Annotated in this window: 22 protein-coding genes and 1 tRNA gene; 6 read left to right on the top strand and 17 right to left on the bottom strand. The window is 62.0% G+C overall.

Annotated elements, in window-relative coordinates; all coding sequences use genetic code 11:
* Window positions 1-50: 50 nt before the first annotated feature.
* Both fmt and truA read left to right on the top strand, forming a co-directional pair.
* On the top strand, window positions 51-983 hold the full coding sequence (fmt, locus tag E7813_RS23805; protein WP_291577728.1) for a methionyl-tRNA formyltransferase: 933 nt from the start codon (window positions 51-53) through the stop codon (window positions 981-983).
* Window positions 983-1,720 carry a tRNA pseudouridine(38-40) synthase TruA gene (truA, locus tag E7813_RS23800; protein WP_291577727.1) on the top strand — a complete coding sequence of 246 codons (738 nt, stop codon included), beginning with the start codon at window positions 983-985 and terminating at the stop codon, window positions 1,718-1,720. Before fmt ends, truA begins: the two co-directional genes overlap by 1 nt.
* A 60-nt stretch (window positions 1,721-1,780) precedes the next feature.
* Here the strand turns inward: truA and dapE are convergent, their stop codons facing one another.
* From dapE to rpmH, 10 genes are all read right to left on the bottom strand, one after another.
* A complete protein-coding gene (gene dapE / locus E7813_RS23795; protein ID WP_291577726.1) occupies window positions 1,781-2,947 on the bottom strand; it encodes a succinyl-diaminopimelate desuccinylase in 1,167 nt (388 codons plus the stop codon).
* 12 nt (window positions 2,948-2,959) lie between these two features.
* The gene (gene dapD, locus E7813_RS23790; protein WP_291577725.1) at window positions 2,960-3,805 is read right to left on the bottom strand and encodes a 2,3,4,5-tetrahydropyridine-2,6-dicarboxylate N-succinyltransferase; all 846 of its coding nucleotides are present in this window, start codon (window positions 3,803-3,805) and stop codon (window positions 2,960-2,962) included.
* Window positions 3,806-3,968: 163 nt separating this feature from the next.
* A complete protein-coding gene (locus E7813_RS23785) occupies window positions 3,969-4,664 on the bottom strand; it encodes a pyrimidine 5'-nucleotidase (protein ID WP_291577724.1) in 696 nt (231 codons plus the stop codon).
* Window positions 4,661-5,674 carry a DUF1036 domain-containing protein gene (locus E7813_RS23780; protein ID WP_291577841.1) on the bottom strand — a complete coding sequence of 338 codons (1,014 nt, stop codon included), beginning with the start codon at window positions 5,672-5,674 and terminating at the stop codon, window positions 4,661-4,663. Before E7813_RS23780 ends, E7813_RS23785 begins: the two co-directional genes overlap by 4 nt.
* A 50-nt stretch (window positions 5,675-5,724) precedes the next feature.
* Window positions 5,725-6,621: an acetylglutamate kinase gene (argB, locus tag E7813_RS23775; RefSeq protein WP_291577723.1), complete on the bottom strand. Its 897-nt coding sequence runs from the start codon at window positions 6,619-6,621 to the stop codon at window positions 5,725-5,727.
* Between the two features lie 80 nt (window positions 6,622-6,701).
* Window positions 6,702-7,082, bottom strand: coding sequence for a DUF423 domain-containing protein (locus E7813_RS23770; RefSeq protein ID WP_291577722.1), 381 nt, complete (start codon window positions 7,080-7,082; stop codon window positions 6,702-6,704).
* Window positions 7,082-7,732: a ribosome biogenesis GTP-binding protein YihA/YsxC gene (yihA, locus tag E7813_RS23765; protein WP_291577721.1), complete on the bottom strand. Its 651-nt coding sequence runs from the start codon at window positions 7,730-7,732 to the stop codon at window positions 7,082-7,084. The genes E7813_RS23770 and yihA overlap by 1 nt, the downstream gene beginning before the upstream one ends.
* Before the next feature lie 80 nt (window positions 7,733-7,812).
* Entirely contained in the window at window positions 7,813-9,675 is a 1,863-nt protein-coding gene (gene yidC, locus E7813_RS23760) for a membrane protein insertase YidC (RefSeq protein ID WP_291577720.1), read from the bottom strand.
* Window positions 9,676-9,689: 14 nt separating this feature from the next.
* Window positions 9,690-10,091 carry a ribonuclease P protein component gene (gene rnpA, locus E7813_RS23755; protein ID WP_291577719.1) on the bottom strand — a complete coding sequence of 134 codons (402 nt, stop codon included), beginning with the start codon at window positions 10,089-10,091 and terminating at the stop codon, window positions 9,690-9,692.
* A 24-nt stretch (window positions 10,092-10,115) separates the two neighbouring features.
* Entirely contained in the window at window positions 10,116-10,250 is a 135-nt protein-coding gene (rpmH, locus tag E7813_RS23750) for a 50S ribosomal protein L34 (protein ID WP_008542748.1), read from the bottom strand.
* A 370-nt stretch (window positions 10,251-10,620) separates the two neighbouring features.
* Here rpmH and E7813_RS23745 point away from each other — a divergent pair, with 370 nt between their 5' ends.
* From E7813_RS23745 to E7813_RS23735, 3 genes are all read left to right on the top strand, one after another.
* Complete coding sequence (locus E7813_RS23745; protein ID WP_291577718.1) at window positions 10,621-12,099, top strand: HAMP domain-containing sensor histidine kinase; 1,479 nt, start codon at window positions 10,621-10,623, stop codon at window positions 12,097-12,099.
* A 186-nt stretch (window positions 12,100-12,285) separates the two neighbouring features.
* A tRNA-Arg gene (locus E7813_RS23740) sits at window positions 12,286-12,362 on the top strand.
* 128 nt (window positions 12,363-12,490) lie between these two features.
* On the top strand, window positions 12,491-12,955 hold the full coding sequence (locus E7813_RS23735) for a hypothetical protein (RefSeq protein ID WP_291577717.1): 465 nt from the start codon (window positions 12,491-12,493) through the stop codon (window positions 12,953-12,955).
* A gap of 31 nt (window positions 12,956-12,986) precedes the next feature.
* On the opposite strand, the gene E7813_RS23730 is transcribed toward E7813_RS23735, so the two are convergent.
* The 7 genes from E7813_RS23730 to E7813_RS23700 all read right to left on the bottom strand — a co-directional run bounded on the left by E7813_RS23730 (window position 12,987) and on the right by E7813_RS23700 (window position 20,184).
* Window positions 12,987-14,036, bottom strand: a complete 1,050-nt coding sequence (locus tag E7813_RS23730; RefSeq protein ID WP_291577716.1) for an amidohydrolase family protein — start codon at window positions 14,034-14,036, stop codon at window positions 12,987-12,989.
* 48 nt (window positions 14,037-14,084) lie between these two features.
* Complete coding sequence (locus E7813_RS23725; RefSeq protein WP_291577715.1) at window positions 14,085-14,900, bottom strand: MBL fold metallo-hydrolase; 816 nt, start codon at window positions 14,898-14,900, stop codon at window positions 14,085-14,087.
* Between the two features lie 86 nt (window positions 14,901-14,986).
* Window positions 14,987-16,432: a permease gene (locus tag E7813_RS23720; RefSeq protein WP_291577714.1), complete on the bottom strand. Its 1,446-nt coding sequence runs from the start codon at window positions 16,430-16,432 to the stop codon at window positions 14,987-14,989.
* Between the two features lie 53 nt (window positions 16,433-16,485).
* A complete protein-coding gene (locus E7813_RS23715) occupies window positions 16,486-17,256 on the bottom strand; it encodes an ABC transporter ATP-binding protein (protein WP_291577713.1) in 771 nt (256 codons plus the stop codon).
* Window positions 17,257-17,399: 143 nt separating this feature from the next.
* A complete protein-coding gene (locus E7813_RS23710) occupies window positions 17,400-18,260 on the bottom strand; it encodes a tetratricopeptide repeat protein (RefSeq protein ID WP_291577712.1) in 861 nt (286 codons plus the stop codon).
* Window positions 18,261-18,363: 103 nt separating this feature from the next.
* Window positions 18,364-19,017, bottom strand: a complete 654-nt coding sequence (locus E7813_RS23705; RefSeq protein ID WP_291577711.1) for a FecR family protein — start codon at window positions 19,015-19,017, stop codon at window positions 18,364-18,366.
* A 354-nt stretch (window positions 19,018-19,371) separates the two neighbouring features.
* Window positions 19,372-20,184, bottom strand: a complete 813-nt coding sequence (locus E7813_RS23700) for a transglutaminase-like cysteine peptidase (protein WP_291577710.1) — start codon at window positions 20,182-20,184, stop codon at window positions 19,372-19,374.
* A 626-nt stretch (window positions 20,185-20,810) separates the two neighbouring features.
* Between E7813_RS23700 and E7813_RS23695 the strand changes: the two genes are divergently transcribed.
* On the top strand, window positions 20,811-23,580 hold a 2,770-nt coding region (locus tag E7813_RS23695), incomplete at its 3' end, for a VCBS domain-containing protein (protein WP_291577709.1).

Raw genomic sequence — 23,580 nt, 5'->3', positions numbered from 1 at the left:
CTCCCTAACCCTCCCCCACAAGGGGGGAGGGAACGCACCGAGCCAGCATTATGCCTCTCCGACTGATCTTCATGGGCACGCCCGATTTCGCGGTGCCGACGCTGCTCGAGCTTGTCGCGCATGGCCATGCGATCGCAGCGGTCTACACCCGAGCGGCAAAGCCTGCCGGACGGGGCATGAAATTGCAGCCGACGCCGGTGGCAGCAGAGGCGCGACGGCTCGGCATTCCCGTGCTGACGCCGGCCACGCTCAAAGCGCCGGAAGCACTTAGAGAATTTCGCACGCATAACGCGGATGCGGCCGTCGTGGTGGCCTATGGCATGATCCTGCCGCAAGCCATTCTCGATGCACCAAAGCTCGGCTGCTTCAATCTGCACGCCTCGCTGTTGCCGCGCTGGCGCGGCGCTGCTCCGATCAACCGCGCCATCATGGCGGGCGATACCGAGACCGGCGTGATGGTGATGAAGATGGACGCCGGCCTCGATACCGGCGACGTGGCGATGGCCGAGCGGCTGGGTATTACCGATGCGATGACCGCGGCCGATCTGCACGATGCGCTGGCGCCGCTCGGGGCTGATCTGATGGTGCGCGCGATGGGCGCACTGGAACGCGGCCGGCTGCAGCTCAGCAAGCAAAGCCAAGCCGGCGTGACCTACGCCGCCAAGATCGAGAAAGCCGAAGCGCGGATCGACTGGAACAGACCGGCACGCCAGGTGCTTCGCCATATTCACGGGCTGTCGCCGTTTCCCGGCGCGTGGTGCGAGATGCCGATCGAGGGCGAACTGGCACGCGTCAAAATCCTGCGCTGCGCATTGACGGACGGTTCCGGCACGCCCGGCGATCTGCTCGATGACAGGCTTGAGATTGCCTGCAAGGATGGCGCATTGCGGTTTCTCGAACTGCAGCGCGCCGGCAAAGGCGTGATGAAAGCGGAAGAATTTCTGCGCGGCACCCCGTTGAAGCCGCCGATACGGCTCACCTGATGCCCCGTTACAAACTTACCATCGAATATGACGGCGCGCCGTTCTGCGGCTGGCAGCTCCAGGACAATGGTCCGTCGGTGCAGGGCGCGCTGGAGAACGCGGTCAAGGCGATCTGCGGCGAGCCGGCTCGCGTTCATGGCGCCGGGCGCACCGATGCCGGCGTGCATGCGCTGGGACAGGTGGCGCATTGCGACATTGCCAAGCATTTCGTGCCCGGACGCTTTCGCGACGGGTTGAACGCGCATCTGCGGCCGCATCCGATCGGGGTGCTGTCCGCGGAGATCGTGCCGGATACATTCGATGCGCGTTTTTCGGCGAGGCGGCGGCATTATCGTTATCGCATCAGCAATCGCCGGGCCAATCTGGCGCTCGACATCGGTCATGTCTGGCGGCTGCCGCGGCCGCTCGATACCGACGCGATGCACATCGCCGCGCAAAAACTGGTCGGCAAGCACGACTTCACCACGTTTCGCGACACCGAGTGCCAGGCCAAGTCGCCGGAAAAGACCCTCGACCAGCTCGACGTCGTCAGGAACGGCGATGCCCTCGACATCGTGACCTCGGCGCGCTCGTTCCTGCACAGCCAGGTGCGTTCGATGGTCGGCTCGCTGGTGTGGGTCGGCGAAGGCCGCTGGAGCGCCGACGATCTTGCCGCAGCGTTGGCCGCCCGCAGCCGTGCCGCCTGCGGACCTGTTGCTCCGCCGGACGGGCTCTATCTGGTGCGGGTGGATTATTAAGTTGGTGCTGGCGCTTCTTAACCTCTCCCCGCAAGTGCGGGGCGAGGGAGATAGAGAGAGTTATCCGAAATACCGATCCAGCACGCCGCGATAAATCCTGGTCAGCTTCTCCAGATCGGAAACCGGCGTGCGCTCGTCGATCTGGTGCATGGTCTGGCCGACCAGGCCGAACTCGATCACCGGGCAATAGCCGGCGATAAAGCGTGCATCCGAGGTGCCACCGCTGGTGCTCAATTCCGGCTTGCGGCCGGTGACGTGCTCGATAGCGGCGACCGCCAGATCGGTGAAGGCACCCGGTTTGGTCACGAACACGTTGGCGTTCGACGGCTCCCATACGATCCTTGCGTGGATGCGATTCCCCGCCGCCTTGGTGACGCGCTCCTCGATCAGGGTCCGCAATGTCTCCTGGGTGTGGTGATCGTTGAAGCGGATATTGAATTTCGCGCGCGCCTGTCCGGGGATCACATTGCCGGCGGTGTTGCCGACATCCACCGAGGTGAATTCGAGGTTCGACGCCTGGAACTGGGCGCTGCCATGGTCGAGCGGCTCGTCGCTGATCGCCACGATCAGGCGGGCGATATCCGGCACCGGGTTCGACGCGCGGTGCGGATAGGCGACATGACCCTGCCTGCCGTCGACATACAGCGTGCCCGACTGGGAGCCGCGGCGGCCGATCTTGATGCAATCGCCGAGTTCCTCGACATTGCTGGGCTCGCCGAGCACGCAGTGGTCGAATTTCTCGCCGCGCGCGGCGACCCATTGCAGCAGCTTGACGGTGCCGTTGACCGCGATGTCTTCCTCGTCGCCGGTGATCAGAAACGAGATCGAGCCTTTGCCATTTTTGCCGGGCTTGCCGCCGTTGTCGGCGAGATAGTTGAGCGCCGCGGCGACGCTGCAGGCGATGCCGCCCTTCATGTCGACGGCGCCGCGCCCGTACAGAAAACCGTCCTGCACATCGCCCGCGAACGCGCCATGGGTCCACGCGGCCTCGTCGCCCGGCGGTACCACATCGGTGTGCCCGGCAAAGGTGATGAGCGGCGCGCTGTCGCCGATACGGGCATAGAGGTTGTCGACATCGGCAGCGCCGGGCTCGCTGAAGGTGACGCGGTGGAGTTCGAAGCCGGCGGCGCCCAGGATATTTTCCAGCACGCCGAGCGCGCCGGCATCCGCCGGCGTTACCGATCGGCAGCGCAGGAGGTCGCGGGCAATGGAGAGGGCGTCAGTCATTGCTTGCCCGATTCAGTCCCGCAACAGCTCGTTGATGCTGGTCTTGGAGCGGGTCTGCTCGTCGACGGTTTTGACGATGACGGCACAGGACAGCGCCGGACCCGGCGAGCCGTCTTTCAGCGGCCGCGCCGGCCGCGATCCCGGCACCACCACCGCATATTCCGGTACTTCGCCGATATAGACCTTGCCGCTGTCGCGATCGATGATCTGGGTCGACGCGCCCAGGAACACGCCCATCGCCAGCACCGCGCCCTTGCGCACGATCACGCCCTCGGCGACTTCCGAGCGCGCGCCGATGAAGCAGTCGTCTTCGATGATGACGGGTTCGGCCTGCAACGGCTCCAGCACGCCGCCGATCCCGACGCCGCCGGAAATATGCACGCGCTTGCCGATCTGCGCGCAGGAGCCGACCGTGGACCAGGTATCGATCATGGTGTTTTCATCGACATAGGCGCCAAGATTCACAAAGCACGGCATCAGCACGACGTTCCTGGCGATAAAAGCCGAACGGCGGACGATGGCACCCGGCACCGCGCGGAAACCTGCGTCGCGGAATCGATTTTCGCCCCAGCCTTCGAACTTGGAGGGCACCTTGTCCCACCACGATGCCTTGCCGGGGCCGCCGCCGATCGCGCTCATGTCGTTGAGGCGGAACGACAGCAGCACCGCCTTCTTCAGCCACTGATTGACTTTCCACTTGCCGCCGGCCTCGCGCACCGCCACCCGCGCCTCGCCCTTGTCGAGCAGTTCGAGCGCGTGATCGACGGCCTCGCGGACTTCGCCCTTGGTCGAAGTAGAAACGCCGTCGCGGGCATCGAACGCAGCATTGACGGTGGATTCGAGGGAGGCGAGAGACATCGCGGTTTCCTTGGAGGAATTGGTGGTGCAGGCGCGAGCTTTTGTCGGAATTTGGGGAGGGAGAGTCAAGACTCACCGGCATGTCGTCCCGTCGAACCTCACTGGCTCGTCATTGCCGGGTCAAGCCCGGGCATGACGACCGAATGCTCCGCAAAGCAGACGTCTAGCTTTGCACCAGCCTTTCCAGGAACCCGGTCAGGTCGTCGGTGACATGGTCGACGTGAGCTGCGCCACGGCCTTCCAGCTCCCATTCCTCGCGGACGACTTCCCTGGTGCCGTCGGGCACCACCAGCACCGTGGTCATGCCGAGCTGATGCGGCACCACGAGGTTGCGCGCCAGATCCTCGAACATCGCCGAGGCCTGCGGATTGACCGCGTGATCCCGCAGGAATTTCTGATAGGTCTGCGGCGCCGGCTTCGGCTCGAGGTCGGCGGCGATGATATCGAACACCGCCTCGAAATGCCTGGCCAGACCAAGCCGCTGCAAAACCTTGTCGGCATGCTCGGTCGAACCATTGGTCAGGATCAGCTTGCGGCCGGGAAGTCTGGCGATGGCAGCGCCCATCGCCGGGTTCGGCTGCAGCGGCGAATGGTCGATCTGGTGCACATAAGCGAGATAGTCGTCGGCGTGCACGCCGTGCTCGGTCATCATGCCGCGCATCGTGGTGCCGTAGCGCCGGTAATAATCCTTCTGGACGACGCGCGCCTGATCCGCCGGTATCTTGAGCCAGGCGCCGACGAACTCGCCGATCCGCGCGTCGACCTGGTGCCACAGATTGACATGATGCGGATACAGCGTGTTGTCGAGGTCGAACACCCAGGTGTCGATATGGGTGAAGGGACGTTGTGCCTCCGTCATGGCATCGCGAAGCGCAGCGTCTTGCCGCCGCTGCTCATGTCGACGGCGGCAAAGCCGGTTGCGGCGAGGCCGCGAGTGCCGCAGTCGCCCTGTTCGTTGAACTCGAACTTGCTCTCACGCGTGCAAAGCTGGGTGGCGCCGCCCCAGTTCAGCGGCTTGTCCTTGAACTTCACGGTGCGGTTTTCGCCATCGACCGCTTCGGCGAAACTGAAAATCTGCCTGGGCTGACCGGTGACATCGGGATGCAGGCATTTGCCGGGATCGATACGATACCAGCCGCGGCTGATCACGGTCTTGCCGTCGTCGGTGCCGACCGCGGCCATGATCTTGTGCGGCGTGTCGTTGCACCAGGTGAGCCCGGTGGAAGACGGCGATTGCACCGCGTCGATCATTGTGGCGAAGAAGTTCGGCGCCTGGACGATATCGGGCGTCAGCCCGCGATTTTTCAGGAATGCCGCCAGTGCCGCCTGTGTCTTCGGGCCGTCGACGCCGTCGATCGGAGCTGCGTCATAGCCGGCGATCACCAGCAGCCGCTGAATGCCCGCGAGCTTCGCCTGTTCGTCGTCATATTCGCTGTCCTCGGCCAGGTAGGCCACCAGGTTGCCGTCGTCGGTCGCCGTCGGGACGATCTGGGTGAACGGTGCCGGGGTTTGTCCGGCGCGGCACTGACGCGCTGCGGCGATCACGAAATTGTCGGACGCGATGCACAGCGTATCGCCGCCGTTCTGCGGAATCGGAGACGAGCCGTAGACGCCGAGCGCGCGGGCGTTGAGCAGGATGCGGTCGGCGGTCAGGGTGCCCTGGACGACGACGCGACAGGCGGCCGGATCGATCCGGAACCAGCCGCGCGTGGCGGTGGCGGCCTTGTCGTCGATGCCGATCGCAGCCTCGATCACGTAGCTCATGTGATTGCAGAGCTTCAGGTCGGCGTAAGCGGGCGCTGACGAAGCCAGGAACGCGGTCACGGCAGCCGACAGCGCGAACGCCGTCCGCCTCCAGTATCGCCGCATCACGGCGCCGAGCCGGCGCGGGAACGATGAGAACGTGGAAATCGCTGGGGTCACTTGTGTATCAGCGTGCCGGTACCCTGATTGGTGAACAGTTCGAGCAAAACCGCGTGCGGGGTCTTGCCGTCGATGATGACGACGCCCTGCACACCCTGCTCGAGCGAATAGATGCAGGTTTCGACCTTCGGAATCATGCCGCCGGAAATGGTGCCGTCGGCGATCAGCTTGCGCGCGTCCTTTACCGACAGTTCAGGGATCAGTTTCTTCGACTTGTCGAGCACGCCGGGTACGTCGGTCAGGAGCAACAGCCGCTTGGCCTTCAGCGCGCCCGCGACCGCGCCGGCAAAAGTGTCGGCATTGACGTTGAAGGTCTGTCCGGTCTTCGAGGTCGCCAGCGGCGCCAGCACCGGGATCAGGTCATGGCCGATCAACTGGTTCAACAATGTCAGATCGACCTTGTCCGGTTCGCCGACGAAACCGAGATCGACCACCTTTTCGATATTGGAACCCGGATCGACCATGGTGCGCGTCACCTTTGACGCCGTCACCATGTTTCCGTCCTTGCCGCACAGGCCGACGGCCCTGCCGCCGGCCTCATTGATGTAGCCGACCAGTTGCTTGTTGATCGAACCGGCCAGCACCATTTCGACGATCTCGATGGTGGCGGTATCGGTGACACGCAAGCCGGCGGCGAATTCCGATTTGATGCCGAGCCGCTGCAGCATTTGCGCGATCTGCGGCCCGCCGCCGTGCACTACCACCGGATTGATGGCGGTCTGTTCCAGCAAAACGATGTCGCGCGCGAACGCCTTGGCAAGGTCTTCGGCGCCCATGGCATGGCCGCCATATTTAATGACGATGGTTTCCTCGTCATACTGCTGCATATGCGGCAGCGCCTCGGACAGGATGCGGGCCTGATCGAGCGGACTGATATATGGCGCGTCGGTCATGAAGCGGGTCTCATGGTCAGCAGGATGGGGCGGGTTCTATCTGATTGGCGGGCACGGCGCAAAGCATGTCCGCCGCCGTTTCAGGAGGTGCGTCTGGGCCAGGCCGCCGCCACCGCGAGCACCAGCCAGCTCACGATCAGAAGCGTTCCGCCGGTCGGCGCCGCCATCGGGAACAGGCTGTGACCGGCGTATTGCCGCAGCGTCAGGTCGCCGGCGAACAGCACCGCCGCGACCACAAAGCCGAATGCCGCCGCGATCCCGATTCGGCCGTGAATGACGCCGCGTTCGGCCAGCGCCACCACCGCGAGCACGGCGGTGGCGTGAAACAGCAGCATCGAGGAAGCCGACGCCAGCCTGGTCGCGTCGGGCTGATGCGCCGATGCCGCCGCCAGGATGACGCCGTCGCCGCCCATCACGGCGGCCAGAATGACGAGAATGCGCAAACTGCGGGATGTCATCATCAATTGCGCTCGCCGAGCAGGCGCACCATGGCGGCGCGCAGTTCCGGCATCCCGGCGCCGGTGTGGGAGGATGTCACAATCAGCTCCGGAAAGGCAGCCGGATGCCTGGCAAGGGCGGCCAGCGTGTCGGCGGTGCGCGCTTCGAGCTCGGCCGGCTTTACCTGATCGGCCTTGGTGAGGATGATTTGATAACTCACGGCGGATTTATCGAGCGTGTTGAGCACGTCGAGATCGACGTCCTTGAAGCCATGCCGCGCATCGATCAGCACATAGACCCGAGCCAGACTGCTGCGGCCCTGCAGGAATTTATGGATCAACGCGGTCCACGACGCGACTTTGGCCTTGGGCGCCGAGGCGTAGCCGTAACCGGGCATGTCGACCAGCCGGAAGCCCTTGTTCTCGGGGCCTTCGAAGAAGATCAGTTCCTGGGTGCGGCCCGGCGTATGCGAGGTGCGCGCCAGCGCATTGCGCCCGGTCAGCGCGTTGATCAGGCTCGATTTGCCGACATTGGATCGGCCGGCAAACGCGACCTCCACGCCCGCCATCGGCGGCAGCGTTTCGATCGACGGCGAGGCCCAGAAAAACTGCCAGTCGCCGGCGAACAGTTTTCGCCCCTGTTCAATCAGCTTCGCATCGGTGTTGGTGGTCATGCGAAGGGCTTTCCATCGTCATGCCAGACAAGCCCGGCCATGACGGCTTAGGGGATTCTTGCCCTGTTGGCGCCAGGTCGTCAGGTTTTCGACTCGGCCTTCTTGGACGAGAAGGTGGCCTTGAGATTGTCCAGCAGTTCGACCTTCACGCCGTTGCGGCGCATGATGAAGCTCTGTTGCAGCACTGACAGCGTGTTGTTCCAGGCCCAGTAGATCACGAGGCCCGCGGGGAATCCGGCCAGCATGAAGGTGAAGATCAGCGGCATCCAGCTGAAGATCAACTGCTGGGTAGGATCCGGCGGCGTCGGATTGAGCTTCATCTGGAACCACATCGTGATGCCCATGATGATCGGCCAGACGCCGAGCGCGAGATAATGCCCGAACACCGGCACCACGGTCGGATCGAAATGCAGCAGGCCGAACAGGTTGAACAGATTGGTCGGATCGGGCGCCGACAGATCCTTAATCCAGCCGAAGAACGGCGCGTGGCGCATTTCGATGGTGACGAACAATACCTTGTAGAGCGAGAAGAACACCGGAATCTGCAGCGCCACGGGAAGACAACCGGCGATCGGGTTGATCTTCTCCTTCTTGTAGATTTCCATCATCTCCTGCTGCTGCTTCACCTTGTCGTCGGGATAGCGTTCCTTCAGCGCGGCCAGTTGCGGCTGCACCGATTTCATCTTCGCCATCGACGCGTAGGACTTGTTGGCAAGCGGGAAGAACAACAGCTTCACCAGCACCGTCACCAGCAGGATGGCGATGCCGAAATTGCCGACCAGGTGATAGAAGAAGTCCAGCGCCAGGAACATCGGCTTGGTGATGAAATAGAACCAGCCCCAGTCGATCATGAGATCGAAGTGGTTGAGTTCGAGCTGCCTGTTGTAGCCGCCGAGACCCCCGAGCGGAAAGTTGATGCCGACAACGCTGGCTTCCTTGGCGCCGGCAAACAATCGCGCGTTGGCGCTGCCGGTGCCGCCGATCGCGATGGTTTGCGGATTCTCCAGGTAGTCGGTCTGATAGGTACGGATGGCGCCGACGAGATTGGACGAGAACCGGGCCTGCACCTGCGCGTTGGTGTCCGGCAGCAGCGCCGAAGCCCAGTACTTGTCGGTGATGCCGAGCCAGCCATCGGTAGCGTCGAGTTTGACTTCCTTGGTGTCGTCTATCTTCTTGTAGGTGAATTCCTGCAGCCCATGTTCGCCGAGATAGCCGATCAGGCCCTCGTGCAGGATGTAGTAGCCTGAGACCTTCGGGGTGCCATGCCGCGAGATCAGCGCAAACGGATACAGCGTGACCGGCGCATTGCCGACATTGGTGACTTCGTCCTTGATCGAAAAGAGATAGCGCTCGTCGATCGAAATGGTGCGGCGGAAGGTGAGGCCGTCGCCATTGTCGTATTTCAGCGTCACCGGGCTGTTCGGCGCCAGACTGCCTGAGCCTTCCTGCTGCCACACGGTATTCTGGTCGGGAAGCCTTACCGTCGAACCGCTGGCTGGGACCCAGCCGAATTCCGCATAGTAAGGTTCAGCCGTGCCCGAGGGCGAGAATAGCACGATCGCGGGCGAAGCCGGATCGACAGTCTCGCGGAATTGCACCAGCGAAAGGTCGTCGATCCGCGCGCCCTTGAGCGAAATGCTGCCGGCAAGGCGCGGGGTGTCGATCTTGACCCGCGGGGCTGCGGCGATGGCGGTGTCGCGGCTGACCGCGGGCGCCGTCGATGCGGGCTGGGTCATCGCGGGGGCGTTGGCGGATGGCGTCGGCGCCGCACCGGTCTGCGGGGTGGTTCCGCCTCCGTCTGGCGTAGGCTTCACCAACTCGCTCTGGATTTGCTCCGCAGCGCGCCGCTTTTCCATCTGCGGAATGTTGAAGAAGTATTGCCAGCCGATCAGCACGAGGCCGGACAGAATGACGGCGAGGATGGTGTTGCGATTATCGGTCATCGTTCAAGGTCTCGTCATTCGGTCGGTTTGCGGCTTGCGGTCCTGTCACGCGGTGTCTTGTCACGCGGCATCTTGGCACGCGGCATCTTGGGCTGCCGCTTGAGGCGATCGAGCGCCGAGCGGAGATCGTCGAGCATGGTCGCAAAGTCGCGGGTCAGCGCGTCACGACGGCCGACTAGCACATAATCACTGTGCGGTCGCATTGATATGACGTCCAGCCGCTTCACCAATTCGCGAAGCCGGCGCCGGATGCGGTTGCGCTCGGTGGCGGTGCCGTTCTTTTTGGTAACGGTAAAGCCGACCCGGATCGGGCCGTCATCGTCGCGATGGCGGCTTTGCACCACGAAAGCAGCGCTGCCAGCCCGCGCGCCATTGGCAACGGCGAGGAAGTCCGCCCGCTGCCTTAACCGATCCATGGTGAAATCTCCGGGAAGCCCGGCTCAGGCGCTCAGACGCTTGCGGCCCCGCGCGCGGCGCGCGGCGAGGACCTTGCGGCCGCCGGCGGTCGCAAGGCGGGCGCGGAAGCCGTGACGGCGCTTGCGCACCAGTTTGCTGGGTTGATAAGTCCGCTTCACGGGTCGTTCTCCGCTGACCGGGCAATATGCCTGATATTGAGATAAGTCCGTTGATGCTGGCCGGCCCAAAACAGGCCATTTCCGGCCCAAATGAGCCGCCCCGGTCGGACCGGGCCATCGCGGACAATTGGCGCGGCTTATACGGGAGCGACCCGTTTTCGTCAATGTTGCCGGGTATCGTCGCCAAGGTTCTTCGAAACGGCGCAATTGGCTCGAATATATCAATATTTCCGGTGTTTTCCGTGCGAGGATGGCGGCTTGGAACCATCGGACATTAGCGATCCGTAATTTGACCGGTTGTGGTGCAAAACGCATCCTCGAAAACATCCGGTGTTGAAGCCGGATTTGGCGTCGAAGGCAGATAGATATCGTGTCAGTGATCGACGAACAGGCCACAATTCCACCGCGGCGGCCCCTGCCTCCGCGCCGGCTGGGCCTGTCCGGCAAGCTCCTGCTGCTGACCATTCCGCTGGTGATGATCGCAGGGTTCCTGATCTACGTGCCCGCGATTGCGAATTTCCGGATGAACCGGCTCAACGACCGGCTGGCGGCGGCGAACACCGCAGCACTGGTGCTGGATGCCGCGCCCTCGGGCATGGTTCCGGATTCGCTGGCGCGGCAAATCCTGACCAGCATCGGCGCCCGCGCGGTCGCCATCAAGATGGGGCAGCAACGCCGTCTGCTGGCCAGCGCCGATCTGCCGCCGGCGATCGATCACGACATCGACATGCGGTCCATGACGGTGTGGTCCGCGATCGTCGATTCGTTCGAGGTCATGCTTGAAAACGGCAATCAGGCGATCCGCGTGATCGGGCCGGCGCCCGGCGGCGCGCAATTCATCGAGGTCGTGATCGATGAATTGCCGCTGCGTCAGGCGATGTACCGGTTTTCCCGCAACCTGCTCGGGGTCTCGCTCGGGATCGCAATGCTGACCGCGGGGCTGGTGTATCTGGCGCTGCATTACCTGTTCGTGCGGCCGATGCGGCGTCTGACCGCAAGTCTGGTCGGCTTCCACGAGGATCCTGAAAGCTCGGCGCGGATCATCGTGCCGAGCCAGCGCGGCGACGAAATCGGCGTCGCCGAACGCGAATTGTCCGACATGCAGCGCGACCTGGTGTCGATGCTGCATCAGAAGAGCCGGCTCGCAGCACTCGGTCTTGCGGTATCGAAGATCAACCACGATCTGCGCAACCTTTTGGCGTCCTCGCAACTGCTGTCGGACCAGCTCGCCAGCGTACCGGATCCGCGGGTGCAGCGCTTCGCGCCGAAACTGATGCGCTCGCTGGAGCGCGCCATCGCGTTCTGCCAGTCGACGCTGTCCTATGGCCGCGCGCAGGAGGCCGCACCCGACCGCCGCATGATCCTGGTCGAACCCGTGGTGGCCGAGGTCCGCGAATCCGCAGGCCTTGCTTCGGATGCGTCGATTACCTGGATCAGCGCGATCGAACGCGGGCTGACCATCGATGCCGACCCCGATCAACTGTTTCGCGTCCTGCTCAACCTCGTGCGCAACGCCGCGCAGGCGCTTGAAGGCCGGCCCCGCGGTGATGCCGCGACCATGCAGATTCGCATCACCGGACGCCGCGAGGGCTCGGTCGCGATCATCGAGGTGTCCGACACCGGCCCCGGCGTGCCGGCCAGGGCCCGCGATCATCTGTTCGAGGCGTTCCAGACCTCGGGCCGTATCGGCGGCAGCGGGCTGGGCCTGGCGATCGCCGCCGAACTGGTCCGCGCCCATGGCGGTGACATTCATCTGGTGGAGGGCACCATCGGCGCGACCTTCCGGATCGCCATACCGGATCGGCCGGTGGAACTGATGAGCGTGCGCAATGAACGGGCACGGGCGTAATCACGGCGCAGCCTGCCGCTTTTTGGCGGCTTCTTGAGATGCGGAAGGACCGGGAGATGACAGCTTCCGGACCTTGCCAAGTTCGGCCGGAGCCGGTAGCTATGGCGCGCTTTCGCGGCCTCTCACATGTTTTCCGAATGCACGCGGCATCGGCGGGCTTTATGCCCTGAAATGTCAGCGAAACACGCGCCCGTAGCTCAGCTGGATAGAGCACCAGACTACGAATCTGGGGGTCAGGAGTTCGAATCTCTTCGGGCGCGCCATTTGCCGGTTTATTGAACTCGAAGACTGTGTTCGGACACTATTATGCCGACCAGGCGAGTTTTAAATGCACGTCCGATCACGATTTCAGCGGGCTCCCGCTCTTCCAGGACTTGGCGTAGCAGAGGCGATGCGCTTCAGTTGGACCGGCCTGATCCTGGCGCCGCTGCCGGTGCCGCTGTTGTTTTGCGCGGCGATGCTGGGTTTTTTCCAGGGCGAGCGTTCGGCACTGTTGTTCCTGATCCTGTTGGTCCCGAGTTGCATCGTCTCCTACGGAACCACCATATTCCTGTTCCTGCCCTCGCTGTTTCTGCTTTCCTGGTGGCGGCCAATGACGGGCATGAGGGTCTGCCTGCTCGGCCTGGTGCTGGGCGCGGCGGTATTCGTTCCGCTGACATTGATGGAATGGAAGGGCAGCGGTCCGGATTCGGGACCGCCGACAGAGACTTTCCTGGCGTTCTTCCTGCGCTGGGCCGCCGATCCGATCACGGTCCTGTATCCCCTGGCCGGGCTGATAACCGCAGGGTTGTACTGGTGGCTGGGGACGTGGCGTCGCGATCGCGCGGCGGCGCGCCGAACGGCGATCGTGCGTTAGCCCGCCGCAGTCATGCCCGCCGCGATCGCCATCACCCAAGCTTCAGCCGGTAGAAATCCGTTGCCGTCTTCGAGAACAGGGCGGTTTTTTCGGCGTCGCTGTATTGCGCGGCGAGGCGCTTGAAGGCGTTGAAGATCACCTGATAGCTGCACTGGCCCTTGTCGGGCGGAAAGTTGCTTTCGAACATGCCGCGTTCGGGGCCGAAGGCGTCGATACAGGTCTCGATATAGGGACGCCACGCCTCGGCCGCCTCTTTTGACGAGGGCGGCCTCGGTCGTTCGTGAAAATCATAACCGAGCAGGCGCATCGCGAGGCCGCCAAGCTTCACCACGACATTGGGGCATTTTGCAATTTCGAGGATCGCCGCTTTCCAGACCTTGAAAACCTCCTCGCGGTTGGCATAACCGCCGAGGCCGACCGGTCCGCCGCAATGATCGAGCACGATTCGCGTCTGCGGAAACGCACGGGCCAGATCGGTCAATTCACCGATCTGCGGATGAAACAGCCACGCATCGAAACTTAAGGCCAGCGGCGCGAGACAGGCAAAGCCCTTGCGGAATGTCGGGTCCAGCAGCAGGCCTTTCGGGCGCGTCGCATACATGCCGGCGACATCGGCGTCGGCATCCCATGCCGAGGAATGCCGGATGCCGCGAAAACGGCCGCCACCGGCGGCGATCTCGGCTTCGAGAACGTCGCGTGCGCCCTCGCCCAGCAGGAGATTGGCGTGGCCGACGATGCCGGCGCAGATCGCTGCGGGACCGTAGCCGCCGCTTGCGCTCATCGCCGCGGCGCCGTTGGCGAACTCGATCTCGCCGACCGGGCGCAACGCTTCGGGTCCCCTGGCGCGGTACATCGAGCGCGCCTCGACATAGACGGTCGCGACAATGTTGTGGCCGGATGCGATGTCGGCAGTAATTTCCTCGATCAGGTAGCGTTGCCCGCCGCGATCCCATAAATGATGGTGCGGATCGACGATCGGGCGCGCGGGATCGATGATTTCCTCGGTGTGTTGCGCGAGCCAATCCTCGCGCGGATCGGCATAGAGCCCGCTCCTGGTGGTGGGCAGTGTGCTGGCCATCAATCGTCACTCCCTGATTTTTTATTGTTGGCGTGATTTGTAGGGGAGGGTTCAAACCCCGTCCAGAATAATCACCGTCGGCGTGCCCGGCAGCGTCTCCCGCGAAATCCGCAGGGTCCGCTCGGTACGGACGTCGATCGCGAACTGCTCGCCGATCCGGCGCATGAATTCGTCGAGCGGTGTCATGAAGCGATGCATCGGCAGCACGACGGACGCGCGCAGCCGGCGCGTGATATCGGAAATGCCGTCGAGCGACATGGTGTAGGTGCCGTCGATCGGCACCATCGCGATATCGAGCCGGCCGATCGCCGCGAACTGGGTGTCGTCGAGCTTGACATGCAGGTGACCGAGATGACCGATGCAGAGGCCGGCGACCTCGAATATGAAAATCGAATTGCCGTCCTTGATCATTTCCGCGTTCGGATCGTCGCCGAAATAGCGGCGGATGTCGGTCGTCACATTGCGGATCAGCACGTCGCCTATCAGTTGGTTGATTTTTGCGGGCCCGCCGTCATCGTTCCAGCCGTGCAGCACATGGGGAATGCGCGGATCGGGAAACAGCGTGTAGTGCGTGGAGTGCGCGCGGTTCATGGTGACGACGTCAGGCAGGCGGCCGATGGTGTAGGCGCCGTTGTAGTCGGTCACGATCCGCACGCCGCCGGGCGTATCGATGTAATAGGTCGAATGACCGGCATAGGTGATTGCGACTTCGCTGGTGTTGGCGTCGGCTTGCCGAAAACCGACCGGCGTGACGCGCGGCGGCGCATTCGCCATCGCCAGACACTCGCTGCGCGGGACATCCTCAGCCGCGGCGGAGGCGATCAGCGAACCCAGAACAGCAAGGACGACAGGGAAGAATCGCAACATCGACAACGGCCCATCGCGCGGTGAGGCCTGTACTCTATCGCGCAATCCTGCGGCGGCAATCACTTGTCGGAGAGGACGTCTTGCGATCAGCCGCGCCGCGGGCTGATCTTCCAGGTCGCCGCCAATATTGCAGCGGTCATCAGGCCGGTAATCAACGCGGCGATGGGGATCGACAGCGCCAGTGCCGCGGTCGCGGCCCATCCGATCGAGGAGAAGGCCTCCGCGAATGTCGCCAGCCGCGACGAGGTCTGGCGGCGGCGAAACTGGCTGCGCCGGGCCTGCACGCGAAACCAGAGCTGTATCGCGGTCGCCGATGCCGCCGCGGTCACGACGCCGAACGCGGTGACCGCGGCCTGCAACGGTGAGGCAAATACAAGTGCCGCGATCAGCGGCGCGAATATCACGCCGATCGCGACCAGCACCACCTCGACCTTGGCGCGGATCACGCGCGATGGCTGCAGCGGCGCGGTCGCCACCAGGTCGGAAGCGTCTTCGCCGGATATCGTAAGCCATGCGAGGCCACCCGCGAGCTGGCCCGCCGCCATCACGATAACCGGCGTGACCAGCACAATGGCGGCGGAGCTGGCGAAACTCCGCCACAGCATCAGCGCCGGCGGCAGCAGATAAAGCAATTGCATCAGTGTCTGCGACACCAGCCAAGGATCGCGCCGCAACAGCACGAATTCCTTCCAGCGCAGCGCCTGCTGCCGCGAACCGGCACGGAACGGCGCAGCGCGCGAGCCGCGCTGAACAGGCGAAGCGTTCGACGAAGCGCTGACGACGGTATCGGCAAACCGCGGCGAGAAAATCGCCATCACAACGCCGAGCAGTACGAGTCCGGCGGACAGCAACAGCACGAGCGCCTCGCCGTCGCCGAGGGCGGCGCGCGCGGGCCACCAGATCACGCTCCCAAGGTCCGGTGCGAACGCCGCCGCGGCGTCCGAAGTCAGAACCGCAAACCGCGACAGCGTGCCGTAGGACAGGATCGCGGCGATCTGCAACGCGATCACAAAACCCGCGCCGATGATCGCGGCGAGAATTTGCGCGACCAATCGCGTCCGGCTCGGGCCGATCATCCAGAACAGCACGATGGTGACCGCGATCGCGATCGCCGCCGCCGACAGTCCGATGGCGATGACGACGCCGAAAGCCGAAAACCACCTGAAGCCGCCGCCGATCATGAGGACATCGACAAAGGGCGCCGACAGCAATAGGGCCATCGCGATGACGGATAGCGCGATCGCCGCTATGCGAACCGAAAACACGTTGGTCAGCCTGACCGGCGACGACATGATCAGGTCGAGATCGGCGCGCGCATAAAACACCCGCGTCACGGATTCGATCGCCTGCGACAGCATCAGGGCCCAGGCCAGGAACAGGGTCGCGCTGATGACGATAAGGGTGGATTTGTCGAACGGCCCTCGCGGGCCGGCAAAGCGGCCGATCACGGCATAGGCCGGCAGATGCATGACCGCGGCAAACACGATCAGTCCTATCAGCGCGCTGCGTTTTTTCCAGCGGCCGGCCGTCATCATCGCCAGCCATTCGCGCCATGCCAGCCGGATCTCGTGCCGGGCAAACCAGGTCAGGGCCGCGGCCGAGCTCTTGCCGCGGCGGCCTCGACATCGACCAGCGCGATGAACATGTCCTCGAGGCTGGTGTCGTTCTGACCGTTCTGCTGGCGCAGCTCGGTCAGCGTGCCTTCGGCGACAAGCCGTCCCGAGGCGATGACGCCGATGCGGTCGGCCATCCGCTCGGCCACTTCCAGGATATGGGTGGTCATGATGACGGTGCCGCCGGAGCGCACGCGCTCCTGCAGCAAGCCCTTGACGTGGCGCGCGGAGACGGCGTCGAGGCCGGTGAGGGGCTCGTCGAGGATGATCAGGCGCGGGTCGTGCACCAGCGCTCCTGCGAGCGCGACCTTCTGGCGCATGCCCTTGGAAAATCCCTCGCAGCGTTCATGCAGATGCAGCTCCAGCCCGAGCGAGACCAGCAGATCGCGCGCGGCTGGTTCCGACACCGCGGGATCGATGCCCCAGAGGCCGGCGACGAATTCGAGGTATTCCAGCGGCGTCAGCTTGTCGTAGATCATCGGCTCGTCGGATACCCATGCCGTGACCTGCTTGGCGGCGACGGAGTCGCGCAAAGCGTCGATGCCGAGTACCGACACCGAACCGGCGTCGGGCCGCAGCAGTCCGGCCACCATGCGCAATGTCGTGGTCTTGCCGGCGCCGTTCGGCCCGAGCAGAGCATAGAACTCGCCGGTGCGGATGGTGAGGTCGAGCGAGTCGACCGCGAGGCGATCGAAACGCTTTGTTAACCCTCGCACTTGCAGCGCGGATTCGCCGGGCTTCATGGTGTCGGAGCATTCCAGGTTCTGGTTTCGCTGCGAACCATGGACCCAAGAACTTTCGGCGCGGTGAATCGGGGGCGGCAAATCCCACCGATGCCTCAGGAGCCGCCGACGAGCTTGGGCGTCAGAGCAAAAGGCTGGATCGATTACTGCACGCCATAGCGTGCGAAGTCGTCGCCAATCTTCGCCCGGATTTTCCTTGCCGCTGACATGTCGGCATCGCTGCCCACGGCGTCGCCCTTCTTGCGCTTGGCAAGACCACGTCCATAGAGCGCGCTGGCCAGCTTTGGCTCCAGCCGCAGTGCAGAATTATAATCGTCGATAGCTGGGTCGAATCGGCCCATCTTCATGTAGGTCAACGCTCGGGAGTCAAATGTCGCGGCATCGGTCGGCTCCGACTGAAGCGCCCGATTGCAGTCCTCCAGCGCCGCCTGCAGTTCACCAAGGATGGCGCGGGTCCAACATCGTCCACTCCAGGCGGCTTTCAAGCCGGGGTCAAGACGAATCGCCTCATCATAGTCGCGGGCCGCGAGATCGTATGCGTTCTTTTTTTCGTAGGTTTCGGCACGATTAATAAAGGCCTTTGCGTAGTTGGGGTCGAGCCTGATCGCCTCTTCGAAATCCTTGAGCGCGAGATCGTATTCGCCCGTCTTCGAGTAAGCTACGCCGCGGTTGTTGAAGGGCTTGGCGTCAGCTGGATTAAGCTTTATCGATTGATCGAAATCCTTAACGGCGCGGTCGTAGTCCCCCTTTGTGGTATAGGCATCGCCACGATTATTGTAGGCCATAGCCGCAGCCGGCGCGCGTTCGCCCACCGAATCGATCACCGCCGTGCAGCCAATGATTTGGGGTTCAGGCGAGGTGCGATCGCTTCCGTTGCACAACGCGAGGTTCTCGAGAAGGCTCCTGGTGGTAGGGTTTTGCGGCGCTGCCGGTGTCCCAAGCAGTAGCAGGATGAGGATAGGCGCCACGCCGTTGATGATTGTTCCCCTTGCAACAGATTCCATAACTCCCCGACTCTTCGGATAGTGGCTTTGGCAAGCAGTACGTTGTAGCCCGTCGTATATGGCAACTCTCGCACCGAGAACTGCCTGCGCCACAGCGGCAGTTCTAGCACCCTCGACAGATGTTCAAATTCAATTTCTGATCGGGTTTTTGCTGGAGTTGCTGAGCCGGGGGCGCTGCGCCAAGCTTTTTCGCAACCTTACTCTTTCCCTCTTCAATAAGGGTCGAGAATTTGGCTGTACCATCCTCCGAAATTTCGACGTGCGGCGTGGTGCCCCGAATCCCCATGGTGGCGACCGGAGTGTCAATTTTCATGTCGCCAGTCTTCGCTATCTTGCCAGCCACAAAAGTGAACGCTCCCTTGCTCAGGTTGAACAAGGTCGAATTGGACTTCCCCTTTGGATCGTACACGAACTCGTTCAAAACCATGTTGGCGTTGTTCGACAGATTAAATGAGGTGTCATCAGCAAAGTTGATGCTCACCCGGCCATCGGCTCCGGTCCGAACCACATCGCCCTGGTAGACGAGATCGCCAACTTTTGCCTGGCCGGCTTGACTGCCGACATTCGCCTGAACTACCACCGCGTTTACATGTTCAATTGTGACCGAACCCGTGGCGGCTATAACTTTTCCAATGGGGCTCGATGCCGCGTTCTGAACGGCGGGTTGGGCAGGATCGCTTTGCGCTTGAGCCGGACCAGGTAAAAAACCGGGGGCAAGCGAAACAAAGGCCAGCACGGTAATCGTATGCAAATACATGATCCTCCTCCTCCTTGAGAAGGGAGCATATCGGGTACAAAAAATTCGATTCTATCCTAGCCTTCTGAACTTACGATAAAATATGCAGCGGGACTGTAGCATAGTAATGTTTCATCAACAAATAGCCGCAAATTGACTTCATCGGCTTCATCAAAAGATGAGTTTACTCCAGAGAGTTGCTAAAATCGCCCTATTATCAGAGACTTAGACAATTTGGCAAGAAACAGTACGGCTAGCCCCCGCTTTGCTTGTAAACCAAGCCTCGATAAAGCGTTGCTACGCCAACATCCCGTCGAACGGCCGCCTTCAGGCGCCTAACCGCGGCTCGCTGCAGACCGTCCCAATCCGGCTTCCTTAGTTGGAGGATGAGATCACGTCGTTGGAAGATGAGATCAAGTCGCGCTGAACATCCGAGTTAGACGCTGCGGATTGCGCGAGCTGCAGATCTGTGTCGACATACTGCATGACGCCGTGTTGATCGATGACAAACAACGGCCGGTAGTTCCTGACGGACGCGTCCTCGACCATAGCCATGTGGCGATTGTCCAGCGTGAGCCAATGGCCGTCTAGCCGCGCCGCGGCGACGGCGTGATCCTCGTCGTGAATGGTGTCGTGCATGACCACGATCCGCAGGTCGTCGGGCGAAACGCCGGCCATAAGCAATGCGACCAATTTTGCGATCGCGTAATCCTCGCAATCTCCCGCGCCATGCGCGAACGTGACCAGCGGCGGACTCCACACATCGACTTCGCCCCACTGGGCCAGATCGCTTATCGGCCTGATCGCCAGATTGATCGCGCGATTGATTTCGCCGAGACGGGTACGGCCCTCCCGAGCCCTTCCGGCGTCCACAATGGCCAGAAATTGAAGCGCGGCGGTAGATACGCAGCGCTCGCGGTCGCCGTCGCACAGTGCCAGTTGCACCCTTTCGTCATCAAGTTCGCGCTCGACAGTGAGCCATTTTTCGAGCAAGCCGCCGCCGTACACGTGCGTGGTAAACACTCCGAAGGGCTCGGCCGACTTCCTGACCAGGGCCGCCGCGCCGGGCGTAAACAACGTTCCGGCTGTAAGCTCCGCTGCTGGCGCGAACCAGGCGATGCCCAAAGCAAGCATGACGGCACGCAACGCGTGCGAATGACCGAAAATCCCCATCATCTGACGCCCCATGTCCGGAGCATCGGCGAGGCCTTGATTAGCCAGCTCGTGACCGGATCGTTTCGCAGCGGATGATGAGCGGCGGAACTTTTCTTTTGCTTAAAGTCTGCTCCGTTGGGCCGGAAAGCATGAAACAGGCTGAAATCAGTCTCGCCAATTTGTTGAAGATTTTACGGACCTTCGGTTCCGGAGGCCAAAGCCCCCCCCGCCAATGAGGGAGGCAGGGAGTCGCGGTGCGATGGTTGTTTTCAGCGCTTTCGTTGGACATAGCTAATTTAATCGCAATCATCACTTTTGGTTATCCAGATCACAGTTTTATCGGAAAAATCGGCCCAATATCCTTTGCAAGGGGAGGTTTGAAAAGTTAGTAAAAGTATTGGCGTTTAATTTATACATTAAAGTGAATCCACTAAACTTCGTTTTTCCTGACAATACCGTCGTCTATTGATGACAGTGGTCCGGAATACCGCGTCTGTTCTAGGTTTCGAGGGTCGACAGTTTGCCAGCGGTTCTACAGGATAGGTCTGCACGAGGGTTCCAAAAAGCACGAGATGGTTTCGCAATCCGTTTCCCGGTGGTACGAAAGCTTTAGACTTGGGAAAATTATATAAATTTTAACCTTATACGGTGGCGTCACATTGAACTTCGTTGGCAAATTTGACGCGAAGCTGCCTGAGGACGGTCTGGGTGCGCATTCGCATTCCGGCGCGCTCAGCCATTTCGAGACCGTTTCGCCCGTTCCTTCGGATGCAATTATCGTCTCTGATGCGGAGCTGCTTTTCAACGCAGATTTCAAGCGGTCCGGCGTCGACCTCATTCTTTCCAAGGACGGCCACGAACTGGTTCTGCAGGATTACTTCAAGGGCGAGAAGCGCGCTGCGTTGGCGTCTCCCGACGGCGCCCACCTCAACGGCGATCTTGTCAACGCGTTGACAGGGCAGGTTGAGTACGCCGAGGCAGGAGGCGCGTCGGATGCCGCCAAGGTCATCGGCCATGTAACGAAACTCACCGGAAGCGCGACTGTCATCCGCAACGGAGTGTCCATCGTCCTGAGCATGGGCTGCAATGTTCATAAGGGCGACATCGTCCAGACTGGATCGGACTCGCAACTGGGCATCACTTTCACCGATGCTGTGTTCGAACTTTCGTCGAACGCGAGAATGGTGCTCAACGAAACGGCTTACGACCCGAACGGGTCGGGCGATTCTTCGCTGCTCAGTCTGGTCCAAGGGTCCTTCGCTTTCGCTGTCGGCCAAGTTCCCAAGACCAGTTGCGTCAGTATCGACACGCCTGTTGGAACCATTCGGAGCCGCGCCCGTACCGGCGGGATCGGCATGCTGTCCCTCACCGCGCTGATTTTATCGCTTCTGGAGGAAGTCGAGGCCGCGCAACTCCCACCGTCGGATTCCCTGGATGACGACGACATAACGGCCAAAGACCTGCAGCTGAACGGCGTAGTAGATCTCCTTATGAGGGATGGTCGACACTACACCCTTGATGATCCTGGACAAACAGTGATCGTTGGGAAGGGGTCCATCAGCGTCCTTGCAAATAGTCCCGCGCGAATGGAGGAATTACGGAAGTTCCAGCAGGAGGCGCTCCATTCCTACGCGGCGGGGCCTAACGCAAATCCAACCGGCACAGGCGGAACCGGATCGAGCACGCCACCTTCGCTGCAACCAATCAATTTTGTCCCCCCCGGTCAGCAAGACGTTGTGCTCCCCACTCTCGTTTTCACGGGCAAATCATCGGGCGGCACAAGCGTGACGCCGCCGGACAACACCCTTAATCACGTCCCTATTGCGCCCACGGTCCTCGTCTCCGGTAACGCCTTCAGCGAGCTCCTCGGCGTTCACGTTACCGGCAGTCCGGCACTGGATACGGTTTCCGGTCTAATCCAGTTTAATGACATTAACCGCGGCGACCATCCGACGGCCACGACAGCGTTCACCTCGTTCACCTACCAGGGCAACACCGCGAACCTCTCGCCATCGCAGTTGGCACAGGTACTGGCGGACATCGCCCCAGACATCGTCGCGGTGGAAACCCCGCTTGTCGTGGTTGCCACCCGGGGGAACAGCAATGTCGGTACGGCGACCTGGACTTACAGTCTCGCCGACAAGAATTTCGACTTCCTAGCCGCCGGCGAGACGCTGACGCTGACTTACACGGCGGAAGTCGATTCGAATTTCGCGCCGGATAATTTAAAGACACTCGTTACGTTCACGATCACGATCACCGGCACCAATGACGCTCCGGTCATTACCACCGGGCCGCAAACCATCAATTTTGCCGGCGGCAAGTTCACGCCAGGCGGCGACCTCGCCCCCACGTCGGAGACCACTGGCGTCAATGTGAACAATGCGCCGGGAACGCTGACATATACAGAGTCGGGAACGTTCACGTTCACCGACCCCGACCTGACCGACACCCATACGATTGTTTCGACGGACCTGACGGGTGCGTCGCTGAGCGGCACCACCCTCACTCTGGCGGCACTCGAGGCCGACTTCCCGGGCCCGTTCGCGGTTTTTGAAACGGCCCTCTCCGCATCCGTCACCACCGACAGCACGGGAACGGGTACGGGAACCATCACCTGGCAGCTGGCCGAACTCAAAGCCTTCCTCGCGGATTTCATTCCCTTGGGAGAGACGCTGACCCTCACCTATACGGTGATCGTGACGGATTCACAGGGCGCAACTTCCACTCAGGACGTCGTCGTCACGATTACTGGTACCGACGCGGCCGCAGTTGTCTGGATCGACACCGTTGGAAACGGCTTACCCAATCCGGGGGACTGGAACGAAGGGTCGAACTGGGAAACCGGAACGGTTCCGACCGCAAGCAGTGATGTCATCATCATTACCGATCAGCTGCAAGGGAAGACGCCGTATTACCCGGTCACGATCGACGCAACGACAGTGGCGTACGCCAATTCGCTGACGATGAATGACTTCGGCACTCTGTTCACCAATTCTCCGACGCTGATCAATAACGGCACTCTGACGGTTGGCGCCGGCGTCGACGGGGTCGGGATCAGTCTCGGCGCCGACTCCATTGTCGATAATTACGGGACCATCACCGTTGGCGGCTTGATGGAAGTGCTGGATCAGAGCTCGCTGCAGAATTACGGCCAGCTTACGCTGCAGGATGGCGGCGACTTCAAAGGTCTAAGTACGATCACGAATTTTAGCTCGGGGACCATCGAAGTATCCGGCGGCACGCTCAATGTTCTGGTCGATGTCGCCAATTCCGGCCAGGTCACCATCGATCTTGGTGCGATACTGACCCTGAACGGGGCGTCGATCACGGGCGGCCAGGTCACCAACAAGGGGACGCTGGACCTTGAGGGCACGACGGCGTCGCTGAACAGCGGCAAGCTGACCAACACCAACCAGGTGAACGTCT

Origin of the sequence: Bradyrhizobium sp. (assembly GCF_004799405.1) — a bacterium.
Taxonomy (GTDB): Bacteria; Pseudomonadota; Alphaproteobacteria; order Rhizobiales; family Xanthobacteraceae; genus Bradyrhizobium.
This window is presented reverse-complemented; position numbering and strand designations above follow the sequence as displayed.